The sequence below is a fragment of the Secundilactobacillus collinoides DSM 20515 = JCM 1123 genome, assembly GCF_001435975.1.
Classification (GTDB): Bacteria; Bacillota; Bacilli; order Lactobacillales; family Lactobacillaceae; genus Secundilactobacillus; species Secundilactobacillus collinoides.
Window position 1 is genome coordinate 37,082 of the sequence record NZ_AYYR01000074.1, and the last position, 18,612, is coordinate 55,693.

13 protein-coding genes are annotated in these 18,612 nt (G+C 47.6%); 12 read left to right on the forward strand and 1 reads right to left on the reverse strand.

Annotated elements, in window-relative coordinates; genetic code table 11:
• The first annotated feature begins 379 nt into the window (after positions 1-379).
• Positions 380-1,438 (forward strand): D-alanine--D-alanine ligase family protein, encoded by a 1,059-nt coding sequence (locus FC82_RS11925; protein WP_056997121.1) that lies wholly within the window; start codon positions 380-382, stop codon positions 1,436-1,438.
• A 164-nt stretch (positions 1,439-1,602) separates the two neighbouring features.
• On the opposite strand, the gene FC82_RS11930 is transcribed toward FC82_RS11925, so the two are convergent.
• Positions 1,603-1,833, reverse strand: coding sequence for a DUF2187 domain-containing protein (locus FC82_RS11930; RefSeq protein ID WP_054759989.1), 231 nt, complete (start codon positions 1,831-1,833; stop codon positions 1,603-1,605).
• A gap of 380 nt (positions 1,834-2,213) precedes the next feature.
• Between FC82_RS11930 and FC82_RS11935 the strand changes: the two genes are divergently transcribed.
• The 11 genes from FC82_RS11935 (at position 2,214) to FC82_RS11985 (ending at position 18,528) form a co-directional block, all read left to right on the forward strand.
• Complete coding sequence (locus FC82_RS11935; protein WP_056997122.1) at positions 2,214-3,683, forward strand: cytochrome ubiquinol oxidase subunit I; 1,470 nt, start codon at positions 2,214-2,216, stop codon at positions 3,681-3,683.
• A complete protein-coding gene (gene cydB, locus FC82_RS11940) occupies positions 3,676-4,695 on the forward strand; it encodes a cytochrome d ubiquinol oxidase subunit II (RefSeq protein WP_056997123.1) in 1,020 nt (339 codons plus the stop codon). The genes FC82_RS11935 and cydB overlap by 8 nt, the downstream gene beginning before the upstream one ends.
• A gap of 447 nt (positions 4,696-5,142) precedes the next feature.
• Positions 5,143-6,870 carry a thiol reductant ABC exporter subunit CydD gene (gene cydD / locus FC82_RS11945; protein ID WP_056997124.1) on the forward strand — a complete coding sequence of 576 codons (1,728 nt, stop codon included), beginning with the start codon at positions 5,143-5,145 and terminating at the stop codon, positions 6,868-6,870.
• Positions 6,870-8,609, forward strand: a complete 1,740-nt coding sequence (cydC, locus tag FC82_RS11950; protein WP_054760030.1) for a thiol reductant ABC exporter subunit CydC — start codon at positions 6,870-6,872, stop codon at positions 8,607-8,609. The genes cydD and cydC overlap by 1 nt, the downstream gene beginning before the upstream one ends.
• Before the next feature lie 458 nt (positions 8,610-9,067).
• Positions 9,068-9,979: a 1,4-dihydroxy-2-naphthoate polyprenyltransferase gene (locus FC82_RS11955; protein WP_056997125.1), complete on the forward strand. Its 912-nt coding sequence runs from the start codon at positions 9,068-9,070 to the stop codon at positions 9,977-9,979.
• 190 nt (positions 9,980-10,169) lie between these two features.
• Positions 10,170-10,751 (forward strand): xanthine phosphoribosyltransferase, encoded by a 582-nt coding sequence (locus FC82_RS11960; RefSeq protein WP_054759991.1) that lies wholly within the window; start codon positions 10,170-10,172, stop codon positions 10,749-10,751.
• Positions 10,752-10,808: 57 nt separating this feature from the next.
• Complete coding sequence (locus tag FC82_RS11965; protein ID WP_054759993.1) at positions 10,809-11,348, forward strand: DUF2179 domain-containing protein; 540 nt, start codon at positions 10,809-10,811, stop codon at positions 11,346-11,348.
• A gap of 114 nt (positions 11,349-11,462) precedes the next feature.
• On the forward strand, positions 11,463-12,620 hold the full coding sequence (locus FC82_RS11970) for an ATP-grasp domain-containing protein (RefSeq protein ID WP_054759995.1): 1,158 nt from the start codon (positions 11,463-11,465) through the stop codon (positions 12,618-12,620).
• A 429-nt stretch (positions 12,621-13,049) separates the two neighbouring features.
• Entirely contained in the window at positions 13,050-15,308 is a 2,259-nt protein-coding gene (pcrA, locus tag FC82_RS11975; protein WP_056997126.1) for a DNA helicase PcrA, read from the forward strand.
• 21 nt (positions 15,309-15,329) lie between these two features.
• Complete coding sequence (ligA, locus tag FC82_RS11980) at positions 15,330-17,399, forward strand: NAD-dependent DNA ligase LigA (protein ID WP_056997127.1); 2,070 nt, start codon at positions 15,330-15,332, stop codon at positions 17,397-17,399.
• Positions 17,386-18,528 carry a CamS family sex pheromone protein gene (locus FC82_RS11985; RefSeq protein ID WP_082620351.1) on the forward strand — a complete coding sequence of 381 codons (1,143 nt, stop codon included), beginning with the start codon at positions 17,386-17,388 and terminating at the stop codon, positions 18,526-18,528. Before ligA ends, FC82_RS11985 begins: the two co-directional genes overlap by 14 nt.
• The last annotated feature ends 84 nt before the right edge of the window (positions 18,529-18,612 follow it).

The window sequence follows — 18,612 nt, forward strand, 5'->3', positions numbered from 1 at the left end:
TGCTGAAAGGTGCGGACTTACGCTACAAGTCTTACTTTTCTTACGTTGACTGAGGAAGGACACTGTTTTATTGGTATTTATGCCAGGATGTTCCGCTCTTGAGCTTTGTTTCTTTTTTACTAAAGGTGCGAGCAACTCTTATTCTGTACTGTCCTTGAGTCGAAACGAGCTCCCGGAAAGCAAGGAGTTGCACCTAGTAGGACACAGTCAGGAAACCCAGGTTCGGGGTTTCCTGACTGTGTCCTACTAGGCTCCACTCCTTAAACGCTTTCTTCCGCTCTCTTTGAATTCTAATCCCCTTCCCATAGTCACCGCTTCCATTTCATGATATACTGAAGGTTCTATAAACGAAGCGGAACTGAAGCGGAGGAACGAAAATATGAAAATTGTGGTATTAGCGGGCGGACGCAGCACCGAACGAAACGTGTCCCTTTCTTCTAGCGCTCGAGTAGCCAACGCATTACGGCGTAAAGGTTACGAAGTTGCCCTAGTTGATTTGTTTTTAGGCCTTGAAGATGCCAATGAGGTTCAACTTGCTAATCTGTTTACTAGTGAAGAACAGGAAGTTGACCTTAATATTAGCGATGAGATCATGACTGATGATTGCGTCAATGCCTTAAGAACGGACGGAACGACGCAATTGTTCGGACCCAATGTTATGAAGATCGCCGGGATGGCTGATCTTGTGTACATTGGTCTGCATGGCGGCGATGGGGAAGGGGGTAAGGTCCAAGCAGCCTTAGACCTGAATAATATCCCATACACCGGGAGCGGTATGCTGGCCTCGGCGGTTGCCATGGACAAAAACGTGTCCAAGCAGCTCATGTTGTTTAACGGTATCCAGACGGCGCGATTTGTAAACTTGCCGCACGCCAGTTTACAGACGAACGTTTCGTTACCATTCAACTTTCCAGCCGTTGTGAAGCCGTCAAATGGCGGTTCCAGTGTTGGGATGTACATTGTTCACGACCAAAAGGAACTGCAGACGGCACTTAAGGAAAGTGCGAAGTTTGATAGTGACGTTTTGGTCGAAGAATACGTTGACGGCCGTGAATTCTCTATGGGCGTGGTCGATGGTGTCGCAATGCCGGCCATTGAGATCATTGTCACCGATGGATGGTACGATTTTGAGCACAAGTTCGTCAGCGGCAACACTACTAAGTTCCAGACACCGCCTGATATTCCAGACGACGTCCACGATGAGATGAAGCGGCTGGCTAAGAAGACCATGGACGTTCTTGGGATGACTAATTATGGTCGAATCGATTTTCTTTGGAATAAGAACGGACTGTATGTGATTGAAGCCAACACGTTACCAGGCATGACGCCATTGTCTCTACTGCCGCAAGAAGCAGAAGCGGCTGGCATCGCCTACGACGACCTGTGCGATATGATCATTACTAGTCAGGTTAAATTGCTGGGCTTAACGTTCGCCTAGATGGCGTGATTCTTCTTGCCTTGCAAAACGCGTTTTGACTATGTACCCTAAACAACCCTGACAAGATCAGGACTGCTATTGGCTGCTGAGTCCCAACTGAAAATGAATATTATACAAAAAAGACGACTCAGGCATATCGTGCCTGAGTCGTCTTTTTTTAACCCTTATTTGTCATCCGTAGTTTCTGCGTCATCATTGTCGCTCTCTGTTTCTGGTGCTGCCTTGATGAGCTTTAACTTCTTGTTGTTGATCACAACGCGATCGTGGTATTTATCGGTAATGTCGGTATCATCGCTCTTGAATGTTACCATAAAAGAGTTTTGATAGGCTTTATCAATGAAACCCGTGAAATCTTTGCCTTCTAATTTAAAAGACACCTGATCGCCAATTTTCATTACGAGTCATCTCCCCAAGTCAAACTTTCTGTAATTTACTTGATTTTGAAGCATTTGTCAATTGGTTTGCGTAATTAATTTAAATAAGTCAAAAAGAAAGCGCTTCTTGATGTTTGTCCCCAAACAGAATTGAACATTCGTCCGAAAACAGTCCAAAGAACGGGAGCCAACTTTAATCTCTTTCTCCATTTGTTTGAAAAAGGAATTTTTAATTTTCAAGAATAATGAAAATTAAGTGTTAATGTTAGTGGTCAATTTCACTAAATTGTGTCGAAGTTTAGAATAATTATCATTTTGAAAGGGTTTAAGTTTGTATATTCATTTATCGACCGATATAATGACTTTAGAAGGTGTCCGAAAATTATGCAAGGGGGGATATTATGTTAAACGTTGGTCTATCGATGTTGTCCTTGTCGCGGTTTCAATTCGCGATGACGACGGTTTTCCACTTTTTCTTCGTACCGTTTTCTATCGGATTAGCTTTTATTGTTGCGGTCATGGAAACCATCTACGTTGTCAAAAAGGACAAGACTTATCAGAAAATGGTCCAGTTTTGGGGCAAGATTTTTCTCTATAGTTTCGCGGTCGGTGTTGTAACAGGTATCATTCAAGAATTCCAATTCGGTATGAATTGGTCGGAGTACTCACGGTTCATGGGGGACATCTTCGGAGCGCCATTGGCAATTGAAGCCTTAGCGGCGTTCTTTCTGGAATCAACATTCATTGGACTGTGGATGTTTACTTGGGACCGGTTCAAACCGGGGATTCACGCGTTATTCATTTGGTTAGTGGCCTTCGGGTCATCACTGTCAGCACTTTGGATTCTGGCAGCGAACAGTTTCATGCAAAACCCAGTGGGGTACATGATCAATGCGAAGACGGGGCGGGTTCAAATGACCAGCTTCTCGCAGGTGCTCACAAACCCACAACTGTGGAATGAATTTCCACACGTTATCTTCGGTGCCGGTGTAACGGCAGCCTTCGTGGTTGCTGGCTGTGCCGCTTGGCGGTTGCTTAAAAAGGACCACGAAGACTTTTATCGTAAAACACTGAAGGTTGTCCTAGTCATCGGATTACTGGCTTCGGTCGGTTCGATTGTTTCTGGGGACTCATCAGCGCGTTACGTTGTCAAGGATCAACCGATGAAGTTTGCCGCAATGGAAGGGCTGTATAAGAACTCGACCAACAAAGGTGAATGGGCAGCGATTGCGTCATTTGACACAAAGAATCACAAGACGAACTGGTCGATTGATATTCCGTACGTCTTAAACATTCTGAGTTACCATAAATTAAGCGGGACGGTTAAGGGTCAAAACACCGTCAATAAAGAGCTTAAGGCGAAGTATGCCGGCCAAAAGGGCAAGGAATTAAAGAGCTACTACGTCCCGACAAAGACATTGTTCTGGAGCTTCCGGGTCATGTCTGGTGCGGGTGCATTGTTCGCACTTGTGGCCATTATCGGATTGTTCTTTAACCGCAAGAAGAGTCAAGCTATTATGAAACAACGTTGGTTCTTATATGTTCTCGGGCTGTGCCTGTGGCTGCCATTCATCGTTAACTCGGCTGGGTGGTTCATCACAGAATTCGGCCGTTATCCATGGGTCGTTTATGGCTTACTGACAATCGCCGATGCGGTATCACCAACGTCGACAGTGGCTTCGCTGCTGTTTACGAACATCGTCTACTTCTGCTTGTTCGCTGGACTTGGGATGGTCATGATCGTTCTGTCTCACAGAGTGCTCAAGGCTGGTCCGGATTCAGTCGAAACGAACAATTACAGCAGTGTCAAGGATGCGCCTGAAGCAAAGGTCGAAGATCCGTTTGGACAGGAGGCGTTTAACCATGACTAACTTACAATTACTCTGGTTCCTTTTGATTGGCGTGCTCTTTAGCGGTTTCTTCTTCCTTGAAGGGTTTGACTTCGGTATTGGGATGGCGATTCGGTTCTTTGGTAAAGACCAAGCTGAACGGGATACCATTATCCAAACCATCGGCCCGCACTGGGACGGTAACGAAGTCTGGCTGATCACCGCTGGTGGGGCGATGTTTGCATCGTTTCCAATGTGGTATGCCTCATTATTTTCAGGTTACTACATCGTCTTGTTCCTGATTCTGGTTGCCCTGATTTTCCGTGGTGTTTCATTCGAATTTCGGGCCAACATGGAGACCGCTAGATGGCGGCACTTCTGGGAATGGGCTGCAACTATCGGTAGTTTCTGTGCCGCCTTCCTATTTGGGATGATGTTCACCAGCATGATTCAAGGTGTGCCAATGGACGCTGAGGGCAACGTCATTGGGACGTTTACCACTTATGTGAACTGGCTTTCACTCGTTGGTGGCGTTGCTGTTACCCTGATGTGTTTCATCCATGGGCTCAACTTCTTGCAGTTGAAGACCATCGGGAGTTTGCGTGATCGTGCGCAGGCCTGGAACAAGATTCTGTACCCGCTATTGATCGTTGGGGAAGTTTTGTTCGTTGTCCTGCTGTTCATCTTTACCGACTTCTTCAAACTGAAGGCAGCTTCAACTTGGGGCATTCTGATTGTGCTTGTTGTCTTAACGCTGCTTGCATGGTGGGGTGTTGCCGGCCAACACAACTGGGTAGCCTTCCTCAGCAGCGGCTTGTCGCTGATCAGCATTGTTGTCCTGATTTTCAACGGCATTTTCCCACGGGTCATGATAGGCGCTAACAACGTTCATTCGATCCTAATCAAGAACGCTTCAAGTTCACCTTACACGCTGCACCTGATGACCATTTTGGCCTTCACGTTGCTGCCAATCGTTCTGATTTACTTTATCTGGAGCTACTGGGTGTTCTACAAGCGTCTCAAATCACCAAACAAAGATGTTAAAGCTGCCTGATTTAATTGGGCAATAAAACGTTCTCAAAGACACGTAAAGCGGGTGCTTTGCGTGTCTTTGTTTTTAGTCTGAAGGCGGTTTGGCTATTTTTAACGGTCTTATTCACAGATTTAACGTCTCGATAAACCAGTTAAACCGGCAAGCAATTTCCGAAACGAGCCAGTACACTAAGAATTTCGGAAGTGGGTTGAAAGTCTTGTGCAATTTTTTAAAATACTGCCTCACACAAGAGATTGTGAATCGCAAGCTTTTTCACAGAACCGGTACAGGACGGTGCCAAATTGCGGAATGAAACACCAATATGACGGAAATACGAAAAATAGTCTCAAACATCATCAACAACCGTTTCAAAGAATTTTCAGAAAATTCGAGCACTGATAACTGAAATGTCAGGGAATGAGCGGTATAGTGTTATTAAAGCGGTTTCTTGACTGAGGGGGAATAATTTTGATTGATAGTCGTTTGTTCAAGCTGCCCGGCATAATGGGGCGGGCAATTGTGATTGCGGTTTTAATGTTTATTCAAGCAATCATGGTTGTCATCCAGGCACGCTTTTTATCACAGGCAGTGGTGAACCTGTGGAATTTAAAGCCCGTTGGCACGATCGTTACGCCAACACTGATTTTTATTGTGAGTTTTTTGGCCCGGCATTTATTGGGTGTTTTCCAGCAGCGGACATTTTACCCGTTTGTTGAAAAAACGTCTGGTAAGATGCGGTCAGATTTGATGACCAAGCTGTTTCGGTTGGGTCCCAGCGTGGTGGAAAAGGCTGGGACCGGTTCCGTGGTCACCATGGCCTTGGAAGGTATTGACAAGGTTCAGACGTATTTGATGCTGATTATCATCAAAATGATGGATATGAGTATCACACCGTGGATCATTTTGATCTACATTGCCTTTCTGCAGTGGAAGTCGGCGCTATTCCTGCTTGTGATTTATCCAGTTATTATTCTATTCATGGTTATTCTGGGATTGGCGGCGCAGAGTAAAGCGGATCAGCAATACGCGGGGTATCAGCATTTGTCAAACAACTTCGTGGATACGTTAAGAGGACTGCCGACGCTGAAACAGTTAGGTCTGTCCAAACGGTATGCCGATAATGTCTACCACGTCAGCGAGGATTATCGTAAGGAGACCATGGCCACCTTGCGGGTAGCGATGACGTCAACCTTTGCGCTGGACTTCTTTACAACGTTGTCCATCGCGGTCGTTGCTGTCTTCCTTGGGTTTGATTTGCTGGACGGCAATATTGCATTGCTGCCAGCGCTGACGATTTTAACGTTAGCACCGGATTACTTTTTACCGATTCGAAATTTTGCGAATGATTATCATGCGACTTTGAACGGTAAGAACGCCTTACAATCGGTTTTGGACGTGCTCGAAATGTCCGAGATCGATGACCGCAAAGCCCTGACTGATGGCCAGTGGCGTGCGGACAGTCATCTTAAATTTGATGATGTCTCGTTTACTTACGACAACATGAAAACACCAACGTTAAAACATTTGAACTTTGAAGTCACGGGCAATACAAAGGTCGGTATCATTGGAACTTCGGGGTCTGGTAAGTCAACGCTGATCAACCTTATCGGGGGCTTCCTGGCACCTGATGAAGCAGGTGATATGACCTTGAATGGCCAGTCTTTGCCTCATTTAGGGCAAGATGCCTGGCAGGCAAACCAGTTCTATATTCCACAAAATCCTTATTTGTTCCATGACACGCTTGCAAAAAACGTGGCCTTCTACGTGCCATCAGCAACTCGTGACGCCATTGAACAGGCCTGTGCTAAGGCTGGTTTGACTGAGTGGATCACGAGTTTACCTGATGGCTTGGATACCATGATTGGTGAAGGTTCCCGGGGTGTCAGTGGCGGTCAGGCACAACGGATTGCCCTGGCGCGGGCGTTCCTTGATAGCAGTCGTCGGGTGTTATTGTTTGACGAACCAACGGCGCACTTGGACATTGAAACGGAAGCGGCGCTCAAGCAGGATATGTTGCCGCTTATGGATGATCACCTAGTGTTCTTTGCGACCCACCGGCTTCACTGGATCAACCAGATGGATTACGTCCTGGTCATGGAACATGGTGAATTAGTTGAACAGGGGACCCCTAGTGAGCTCTCACAACACGATGGCGCCTATACACGGTTACGCGCAGAAATGGGGGGTGCCAAATGATTCGACAAATGAGAGAAACTTTTGCCCACGATACTTGGGTCATGCCTTATTTGCGCAAGTATAAGTGGCTTTTGACGCTCGTACTGTTCTTGGGGTCAATGACCTTTCTGTCAGCTGGGGCCTTGATGTTTAACTCTGGTTACTTGATCAGTGAAGCGGCGCGGCGGCCGGGCAACATTATTTATATCTACGTGCCGGTTGTTTTGGCACGAGCCTTCGGGATCGCGCGCCCTGCATTTCGGTACGCTGAACGTCTGACAAGTCACAACTGGGTGTTGCGGATCGTTTCTGATTTTCGTAAGAAACTGTACCAAGCCGTCGAAAATAAAGCGATGGCCATTAAACAAACCCACCAAACTGGTGATATTTTGAGTATTCTGGCTGAAGATATTGACCACATTGAAAATCTTTATCTGCGGACCGTTTTCCCGATGGTTATCGGCTGGGTGCTCTACTTGTTCATTGTCATTGGCGTTGGTGTCTTCAACTGGGCAGTGGCCTTACTGCTGCTGATCTTGTTAGGGGTCATCGTGATGATCATGCCGATGATTTCTGTTGCCGTCAACGGTGCCCGGGAGTTTAAAGAAAAACAGATTCAACATGATTTTTACACCAACTTGACCGATGAAGTGCTGGGCCTTTCTGACTGGGTCATTTCCGGCCGGTATGACGATTTCATGGATCTGCAGACAAAGCCGATCAAACAAATTGCCAAACTCCGTCGTGAAGACCATTTCTTCCAGTGGTGGCGCGGTTTCGGCGTTCAGGTCTTCTTCCTGCTCGCCGTCTTGACGTTACTGATCTGGTCTGGTTTTCAATTTACTGGTTCTAAAGCACAGGCCAACTGGATCGCTGCCTTCGCATTAGCATTATTCCCAATCATTGAACCGTTTCTGGAAATTAGTCAGGGTGCGAGTGAATGGCCGATTTATCAGCAATCCATTCGCCGGGTAAACGATTTGTCAGCTGATCCAGAAGTGCTGACAAATCAAAGTGATTTAAAGTCAGATTTCGCGCAACTCGATGTCGATCACGTGACCTTCCACTATGAGGATGATGACCGCGTGATCCTGCATGATTTATCATTGCACATCAATACAGGCGAGAAACTCGCACTGCTGGGGCCGTCCGGAACTGGTAAAAGTACGTTACTGAAATTGCTGCTTGGTGATGAACGGGCTACTTCCGGTCAAGTGACCGTCAACGGCCAGGACATTGCAACGCTGCAGAATGCTCGAGCCAGCTTATTCGGTGTTTTGGACCAGCAGTCCTACCTGTTCGATACCACCGTCATGAACAACGTGCGGTTGGGTAACCTAAACGCAACGGATGAACAGGTCAAAGCGGCCATCAAGGCGGTTGAACTGGAACCACTGATTCAGTCATTGCCAAACGGTTACGACACGCAGGTTCAAGAATCGGGTGCCCGGTTCTCTGGTGGTGAACGGCAGCGGTTGTCATTGGCACGAATCCTGTTACAGGACGCGCCAATCATCATTTTAGATGAACCGACCGTCAGTCTGGATCCAATTACGGAAAAGGATTTGCTGGACACTGTGTTTAGTGTTCTGAAGGATAAAACGATTATCTGGGTCACCCACCATTTGGCTGGTGTTGACCACGTTGACCAAGTCCGCTTCTTGGAAAATGGTGTGTTCGATATGCAGGGCACCCCTGATGCACTGTATCAAAATGAAGCTCGCTTCCGTCGGTTGTATGATTTGGACCGTGGTAAATAGTAAAAGGGAGTGGCGCAGCGTCCGGTAGGCGGTAGCCACTTGGTGAGCCGTGCAGAATCTACCATCACATGCAATGCGCTCGCCTCATCGGTTATGTAACCTAAAAGTGAGCACCACTAAACAAAAACATGATATAAGGCACCCCAGATAAAAGCCAAATTGGACTTTATCTGGGGTGCCTTATATGGTCGAAACCAGCCGTTTGTTCTACGCTTTGGCTCGATGTGTGCTTTTGATACAGTATATGTAATAAAACAACCATGCTAGACCCGTTTAGCAATAATAAGCAATTCCGTCTCAATCTCTAAGGCAATCCTGTGTGGCGCTTTGCTTGCGGCGGGTAAGGAGATACATTACACTCATAGTTGAAGTCAACTTCGCTTGTTGCAAAGTTGCATACGATTATGTAAATAAACTGACTGTTGTTTTTCGGACAGCGGTTTTAGGAGGAGTCGTTCATGACAGTACCGATTTTTTTAGAACTCGTGGAAGCTAAGGCAAAGGTGGCCTCGATTTTTCCCTTTTGTCTCGGGGTTTATTTTTCCTGGTATTATACGCATCAACTCAACTGGGGCCTATCACTGATGTTTTTTGTGGCGATGCTGCTGTTCAACATGGCGGTCGACGCTCACGATAATTATTCAGACTACAAACACGCCACGGCAAAGGCGGATGAGTGGAAGCAAAAAACAAACATCATTGGGGTCAATCACCTGTCAATGACTGGAATCCGCAACCAGATTGTTAGTTTTGTGGGTGTGGCAACCGTGATTGGTATCGCGATGACGGTGATGACGGGGTGGCCGCTTTTATTGATGGGCGTTTTCTGCTTTGCGGTTGGGTATTTTTACGCGGCTGGACCGCGGCCGATTTCCACGACACCATTTGGCGAATTTTTCTCCGGTATCACCATGGGGTTTGTTATCATGCTGATTACCGTTTACTTGAATACCGCCAGCAGCGGCTTATTCACGTTTGAACTGTTCTGGCAAGTCTTGCTGGCATCAGGCATTGCGGTGTTTGCCATTAGCAACATTATGCTGGCCAATAATTTATGTGATGCCGATGAAGATCAGCTGCTGAACCGAAAAACGCTTGTCTACTACCTTGGTAAAAAGGGTGGGTTGCGGCTGTTCGTTATTAACTACGTGCTTGGCTACGGCTGCCTGATTCTAAGTGTTGGTCTCCATTATTTGCCATATACAAGTTTACTGGTACTGCTGAGTTTGCCCCTGGTTATCAAAAACACCCGACAGTTTCTCGCAAAGCAAGTTAAGAAAGAAACCTTTAAGTTTGCGGTGAAAAACGCCATGATCTTAGCGGTTTTCTGTATTGTATGTATTGGTGTGGGCACCATTGCGAACTGGTAGGCGGTAATTAAGAGGCACGATTAGGCTTTTTAATTAAAAGTAGGGTTTTGGTCAACATTGCCACTGCGTAATGTTCGGTTTTTCAGCCAACTTCCTTGCTTGAAACTCCTTGCTCCGCGCGGATGCTTCGGGTACACTAGTTATAATAAAAGTTGCATCGTGTCAGTCATTTTAGGAGGAATTACTAACCATGAAGTTACTAGAAGACCGCATTAGAGAAGACGGTACCGTATTACCTGGAGACGTATTGAAAGTGGATAACTTTTTGAACCATCAGATCGATCCAGACCTGATGAACGCCATTGGTGAAGAGTTTGCGCGCCTATTTGCAGACGCTGGTGTCACAAAGGTCCTGACGGTGGAATCTTCGGGAATTGCCCCTGCCTTGATGACAGGTTTTCAACTTCACGTACCCGTAATTTTTGCTCGCAAGCATCGGTCACTGACACTGACAGACAATTTGTATACAGCAACTGTCTATTCTTACACTAAACAGGTCAACAATGACATCAGTGTTGACAAGCGCTTCATCAGTGCTGATGATAAGGTGCTGATTATCGACGACTTCTTGGCAAACGGTCAAGCGGTACAGGGCCTGATGGAAATCGCGAAGGCTGCCAACGTTGAGATTGCTGGCGTTGGTGTTGTCATTGAAAAGAGTTTCCAAAAGGGTCATCAGATGGTCATCGATGCGGGTCTGCACCTTGAAGCACTTGCCAGCGTCGCCTCACTTGAAAATAATCAAGTCACCTTCATGAGTGACAAAAAATAGGCAGAATTCCAAAGTCGTTTGCGTACGCCACCCAGTTGAAGATTGGAGGGATCCGATTTGCACGTTGAGGTCTGGACACTATTACTGATTTTTACCGTCAATTTTATTTACATTACCCTGAACACGATTCGTTACATGCTGACCATGAAGGGCTTTCGAACGTTAGCACCGATTATCAGTATGGTTGAAATTACGATCTATGTGGTCGGCTTATCACTCGTGTTGAACCGGTTGGATAATATTTTAAACATTATCGCGTACGCCCTCGGTTACGGTGTTGGGGTGCGTGTGGGTATCTGGGTCGAAGATAAATTGGCGTTGGGCTACATCATGGCGACGGTTATTTTGCCGAATACGGGCAGTGATCTCCCCACGATTTTACGCAAAAACGGCTTTGGGGTTACTCAGAGCAATGCAGAAGGGCTTGAAGGCCAACGATTAGTGTTAGATATTTTAACTCCGCGGAATCAAGAACGCCGACTTTATGCATTGGTCAACGAGACCGAGCCCAAGGCGTTTATCATCACCTATGAACCAAAGTATATTTCTGGTGGTTTCTGGGTAAAACGAGTTCGCAATCGTCATTTTCGACCATAAAGCGTATACTTATTCATGAGAAGCAATTTACGCTCGCAACTGCCGTGGTTCCCGTCACGGTCTTTTACGAGAACAAACAAATAATATTAATGAATTGAGAAGGTAGTGAGCATTTTGGACAAACGAGTACTGTATCCGGGAGATACAATTGGCGTTATCGGCGACAGCAGCAACGGTCCCATGATCGTGGCAGCAGCGCGCCAGTCAGGGTTTAAGGTCGGCGCTTATGGTGCTGATGAGACCAGTGAAATGTTGCAACTAGCCGATTTTAAAATTGTTGGTTCACTATCAGACACTGATCGGTTGCAGGACTTCGCGGAACGCTGCGATGTGGTGACTTATGATTCTGAACATCTCAGTCCTGATCTGCTTAGCTTTTTAGCTGACAAGACCAGTTTGCCACAGGGAAGCAACCTGCAATCCATGATGGCTGACCGCTTGTTGGAACGGGCATTTTACGAGCAGATCAACGTGAACGTGGCGCCGTACGCCACCATTGTCAGCTTGGACGATGTGTACCAATCGATCAACTCCATCGGTTATCCGGCACTGTTAAAACCGATTCAAAAGGATCTGGTGCACGGTGAAGAACTGCAGATCAACACGCAAACAGACATTGCGCAGGCCGCTGGGTTAACTGACTGGGGGACTTACATCCTGGAATCAACTGTTAACTACGCACGTGAACTTTCAGTAACGGTTGCACGGACGGCTGATGGCGAAGCAAGCCTGTTTCCGCCAGCTGAAGTTAAACGACAGGGTAACCACATTCAATGGGTGTATCTGCCCGTGCAGCTGGCCGCTGATGTGAAGGCCGAAATGGATCGTATCTGTAATGAAATTGTGGCAAATCTCACCTATGTTGGGGTGTTTGACGTCGATTTTATGCTGACGGAAAGCAATGCCATCTATGTTAAGGCCATTATTCCGACGTTTAGTGAAGCCGGCCGTATCTTTGACCGGGCAACGACAGTAACCCAGTATGAGCAGCATCTGCGGGCCATTGCCGGTTTGCCGTTGAGCGACGTTGAGGTGCTGAAGCCGACAGTTTTGGCTGCCTTTAACGAATCGCAACTGAGCGCTATGCGGACGCAGTGGCAGATCAAGCAGAACTGGCACTTTACTTACTATCACCGGTTCAAACAGGAAGATGAAGATGACATCATCGGCCACATTATCGTGCAGGGCGATGACGTTCATAAGTTACTTGAACAACTTGAAGATACAGAAATCTGGTCCACCGCTGACGCTTCTGACGCCGACGAGGACTAACAAGAAGGTTGACGACCCGTTGGGATGTCAGCCTTTTTATGTGGAATTGCGTGTTTGGTGACGTAGGTAGTTATGGGTGATTGGAGATTGATTTTTGGTTGGAGTTTGGGGAGGTTGTTTGCGCAGTGTTTGGGGATTTTTGGGTAATATTGTTGGCTTTTTGAGTTTGGTGTGGCTGGGATGCGCTTTTTGTCGACGTTGCTGAAACGAGTTTCGCAAGGCAAGTGGCTCCTGCCTAACGGACTCTGAGCCAAAAAGTCAGAACCGGACTTTTCGGCTCAGAGTCCGTTAGGCTCCGCCACTTAGACGCCTTGGTTCAATCTCTAAACTTTAAATAAACCTGAACTTCATCATGAATATCACCTTTACCTGATTTTTTTGCTATAATTAGACCCGACTATAAATATATTGGAGAGGATTGGATTTCGCGTGGCAGAGCAGAGCTTAGTATCTAAATTAAATGACAAGCAAAAAGAGGCCGTAATGCAAACGGAGGGGCCACTTTTGATCATGGCTGGTGCCGGTAGCGGGAAGACCCGTGTCTTAACGCATCGAATTGCTTACCTGATTGAAGAAAAACACGTGATGCCTTGGCATATCCTAGCCATCACGTTTACCAATAAAGCCGCTCGTGAAATGCGGGAACGAATTGTGGGACTGCTGGGACCAGACGGGAACGAAGTCTGGGCCTCGACGTTTCATGCGTTGTGTGTCCGGATCTTACGGTCACACGCGGATAAATTAGGCTATAATCGTGCCTTTACTATTGCGGATTCTAGTGATCAGCGGACACTCATGAAGCGGGTCTTGAAGGACCTCAACGTGGATACAAAAAAATTTGATCCGCGGTCCGTACTTTCCGCTATTTCAAACGCAAAAAACGAACTTAAAACACCGAAACAGTTTGCACAGGAGGCGGGTTCACCGTTCGATGAGATCGTGGCGAAGGCGTACGACAACTATCAGCGTTCACTGCAGCAAAATCAGGCTATGGACTTTGATGATCTGATTATGCTGACGATTCAACTGTTTCAGGAAAATCACGATGTGTTGGAATCTTATCAAGATAAATTTCAATATATTCATGTGGATGAATACCAAGATACCAACGATGCCCAGTACACACTGGTCAATTTGTTGGCGAAAAAGAATAAGAACCTCTGCGTTGTCGGTGATGCTGACCAAAGCATTTATGGTTGGCGGGGCGCCAACATGGAAAACATCATGAACTTTGAACGTGATTATCCAAACGCTCACGTGACCATGCTGGAACAAAACTACCGGTCGACCAAGATAATTTTGGACGCGGCTAACGAAGTCATTCAACACAATGAATACCGAAAAGATAAAAATCTGTGGACGGAAAACGGTGAGGGTGACAAGATCAGCTATTACCGGGGTCAAAACGAAAATGACGAGGCCCGTTTTGTGGTGGCGTCGATTCAAGACCTCATGCGGGAACAGCAGTACCAATACGGTGACTTTGCAATTTTGTACCGGACCAACGCACAATCACGTGTGATGGAAGAAACACTGGTCAAGGCTAACGTGCCATACACCATCGTTGGCGGGCACAAGTTCTACGACCGAAAGGAAATCAAGGATCTGCTGGCTTACATCACTTTGGTGGCAAACTCAGCGGATACCATAAGTCTCGAACGGGTCATCAATGAGCCTAAACGAGGCATTGGTGGCGGCAGTCTCGCCAAGTTGCGCGATTTTGCGGATGAAAACGGCTGGACGGAAATGGAAGCGGCTGAGAACGTTGACGTTTTAAACGGCATCAGCTCTCGCGCCCGCAGTGCCATTGCCGGCTTTGCAACGACAATCATGAAACTGCGTGAAATGGTCGCGACCAGTACGGTGACCGAGCTGACGGATCAAATCTTGGACACCACTGGTTACATGGCCCAGTTAAAGGCATCGCGCAGTTTGGAAGCCGAGACAAGAATTGAAAACATCGAAGAATTTCTGTCAGTAACCAAGAAATTCGATGATAGTTTTGGCCCAGAGACTAGTGATTCAGGCGACCGTATTGTGGACTTTTTGGCTGACTTAGCGTTAGTTTCTGACCAGGATGATGTTGAAGAAGAGCCTGCCCAGGTGACCTTGATGACACTGCATGCGGCCAAGGGTCTGGAATTCCCAGTGGTCTTCCTGATTGGTTTGGAAGAGGACGTCTTTCCGCTGAGTCGCGCAGCTGCCGACAACGATGAGCTTGAAGAAGAGCGTCGGTTGGCCTACGTGGGTATCACTCGGGCTAAGAAGAAACTGTTCATTTCTAATGCGTATTCACGGATGCTTTACGGCCGTGTACAGCGCAACCCAGAATCTCGTTTCATTGAAGAAATCAGTCCAGAAAAGCTGGACAACAAGAACCAGGTTGCCCCAGGCGACAGCAGTCAACCGCTTAAAACACCGTTTGACCGGCGAACCGCTGGCGCCACCCAACCGGCCTACAAGACACCGCGGCGCAACACACGATCCAAGGTGGAAGTCGTCAATTCTGGAACTGGTGCTGAAAAAGCGAGCTGGACCATTGGTGACAAGGTGACCCATAAGAAGTGGGGCACTGGGACCGTGGTGAAGGTAACTGGGACTGGGGAAGACATGGAATTAGACATTGCCTTTCCACAAGAGGGGGTCAAGCGACTGTTAGCTGCTTTTGCCCCAATTCAGCGAGTGTAAAAACATTGGAGGCGGATCGTCATGGCAGACAAAACAGTGGATCAATTAACCAAGGATGAAGCTGAGACACTGGCCGCAAAATTGCGACCGCAGCTGACTGCATGGGGTCAGGCATACTATACCAGCGACGCCCCTGAGGTGGAGGACCACGTGTATGACGCGGTCTACGCCCAATTGGTGGCAATCGAGGCTAAGTATCCGGACCTGATCACGGCGGACTCACCCACGCAGAATGTGGGCGGTACCGTCCTGACGGGATTTACAAAAGTGACCCACGATATTCCCATGCTCTCAATGGGAGACGTGTTCTCTGAGGATGAATTAACCGGTTTCGACGAGCGGATTCAAACGAATGAGGACGAACGAATTGCATATAATTGTGAATTAAAAATTGATGGGTTGGCCATTTCTTTGCGTTACGAAAATGGGCAACTCGTTCAGGGGTCGACGCGGGGCAACGGGGTCATTGGTGAGGACATTACCCAAAACCTCAAAACCATTCCGTCGATTCCTCAAAAACTGAATCGGCCATTAACGGTGGAAGTTCGGGGCGAATGTTACATGCCAAAGGACTCGTTCAAGAAACTCAACGAACGACGGGAGGCCGAGGGTCAACCCGTATTTGCTAATCCCCGGAACGCAGCGGCTGGCAGTTTGCGGCAGCTGGATTCACGGGTAACTGCGGATCGCAAATTAAGTACGTTTATGTATAACGTGGCCGATTTTGACCCCATTGATGCGCGCACCCAAAGCGACATGCTGCTGGAACTGACATCACTTGGGTTCACAACGAACCCGACTAACCGTGTTGCCGAGACGATGGATGACGTTTTCGAGTTCATCAAGGATTACACGGGCAAACGTGATGATTTGCCGTATGGCATTGACGGTATCGTCATTAAAGTTAACTCATTGCCGCGCCAACGTGCATTGGGTGCGACCGTGAAGGACCCACGATGGGAAATTGCGTATAAGTTTCCACCGGAAGAGGCTGAAACGGTCGTTCGAGATATCGAATGGACAGTTGGCCGAACGGGAGTCGTCACGCCGACTGCGGTGATGGATCCGGTGCAGTTGGCAGGGACGATTGTTGCCCGTGCATCGCTGCATAATCCGGATTACTTAGTCGAAAAAGACATCCGGGTGGGTGATACTGTGCTGTTGCATAAGGCAGGCGATATCATTCCAGAAATTTCTAACTTTGTGGCCGCAAAGCGTGATCCGGAGAGTGATCCGTACGTGATTCCGACGCACTGTCCATCCTGTGGTGCCGCACTGGTCCACTTGGACGATGAAGTCGCACTGCGGTGCATCAATCCTAAGTGCCCAGCTCAGTTAGCTGAACAGCTCAACCACTTTGCGTCACGAAACGCCATGAACATTGACGGTTTAGGGCCGCGAATCATTAAGCAATTATTCGAGAAAGAATACGTGACGGATGTGGCGGATCTTTACCGATTGACGTTTGATCAATTGGTTACCTTGGATAAATTTGGTGAAAAATCAGCAACAAATCTGTTAACAGCCATTGATAATAGTCGCGCCAATTCCTTGGAACGGCTGTTATTCGGGCTGGGCATTCGCCATGTTGGCGCCAAGGCTGGCCGTTTAATTGCGGCCGAATTCGGGTCGATCGATGCCCTGATGGCTGCCGATGAAGAAGCGATTGCAGCGATTGATTCGGTTGGCGACACCATTGCAGACAGTGTGGTCACGTATTTTGACAATGCGAATGTGCGCACGTTGATCGACGAACTGAAGACGTTGGGCGTCAATACGACGTATACCAGCGCCCCGGCTGAGCCGGCTAACGCGGACGGTTTCTTCAATGGCAAGCGCGTCGTTTTGACTGGGAAGCTCACACAAATGAGCCGGCCCGAAGCCACTGAATGGTTGGAAACACAAGGTGCTAAAGTCACCGGCAGTGTGTCGAAGAAAACGGATCTGCTGATTGCCGGCGAAGATGCCGGCAGTAAATTGACTAAGGCGCAATCGCTTTCCGTTCCAATTTGGGACGAGGCGCGTTTTGCCAGTGAAATGAACGCTGACACAGCAAATGAAAATGGAGGAAATCGTGATGAAACGAATTAAAGCAGTCATCGCCATGACAGTTTGCGGTCTGCTGCTGAGCGCCTGTGGGAATTTGGGCAGCTCAAGTACAACGTCAACGAGTACGACGTCAAGCAAGGGGACACAACTGACTGGCCAGGCGAGTTCTGGGCAGTATCAAGGTGTCATCAAAAACGGCCGTTATCGGACCAGTAAGGCGCGGGGCGTTAACGTTTCACAAAACGACAACACCTACAACCTCAAGAGTTTTGAATCTGGACTGCTGAACATTTCTAAAAAGGTGTTCTCAACGAAGAAGTACGTCTTTGAGGAAGGCCAGTACCTATCAACCAGCACGGTAACGAACTGGTTAGGCCGGAAATCAAAGAGTAATCCAACCGGGTTGAACCCAGTGAACAACGGGTCGACCAGTCCAACAAAACGTAATCCAATCTACCTGCAACAAATGGAAGAACAAGATTACATGACCCAAAGCGGTAAGAAACTGAAGTTATCCGGGGTTACGATTGGTCTTGGGCTGAACTCAATCGATTACTACACGAAGACGACCTATGGCTCAACCTATGAGACGGATATTAGTAACGCCACCATCAAAAAGGAAGGCCGGATCATTGCTAACCAGGTCTTGAAACGACTGCGGCAAAAGAAGGCATTGAAGAATGTGCCGATTACGATTGCCCTTTATAAGCAGGCCTCAAATGACAGCTTAGTTGGCGGAACCTTCTTTGCCTACTCGGTTAACAAGGCCGGGACGACCTCCGTTAGTTCTTGGACGCCGGTGAGTGTGAAGAACTACGTCTACCCAACAACGTCATCGAGTTCGGCGGTCGGTAACTCAAACGATGAAAGTGATTTTTCTAACTTTAAGAGTCAGATTGAAAACTTCTTCCCGAACATCGCTGGCGTCACTGCCCAAGCACAGTATACCGACAAGCAGTTGACCGGGATGAACGTTTCAATCACGACCCAGTTCTATAGCGAAACAGAAATCATCAGTTTCACCCAGTACCTGAAGACGGCTGCTGAAAAGTACTTGCCAAGCGGGGCACCGGTGGACATCACGGTCTCATCAACGGAAGGCATTCAAAGTTTCCTGAGTAGAAGTTCGAGTGGGAAGTCGTTCTATTCGCATGTGTTTAGTAGTTATTGATAAAGAGAGTGGAGCAAGACGCCTAAGGGGCGGAGCCTAACGGACTCTGAGCCGAAAAGTCCGGTTCTGACTTTTTGGCTCAGA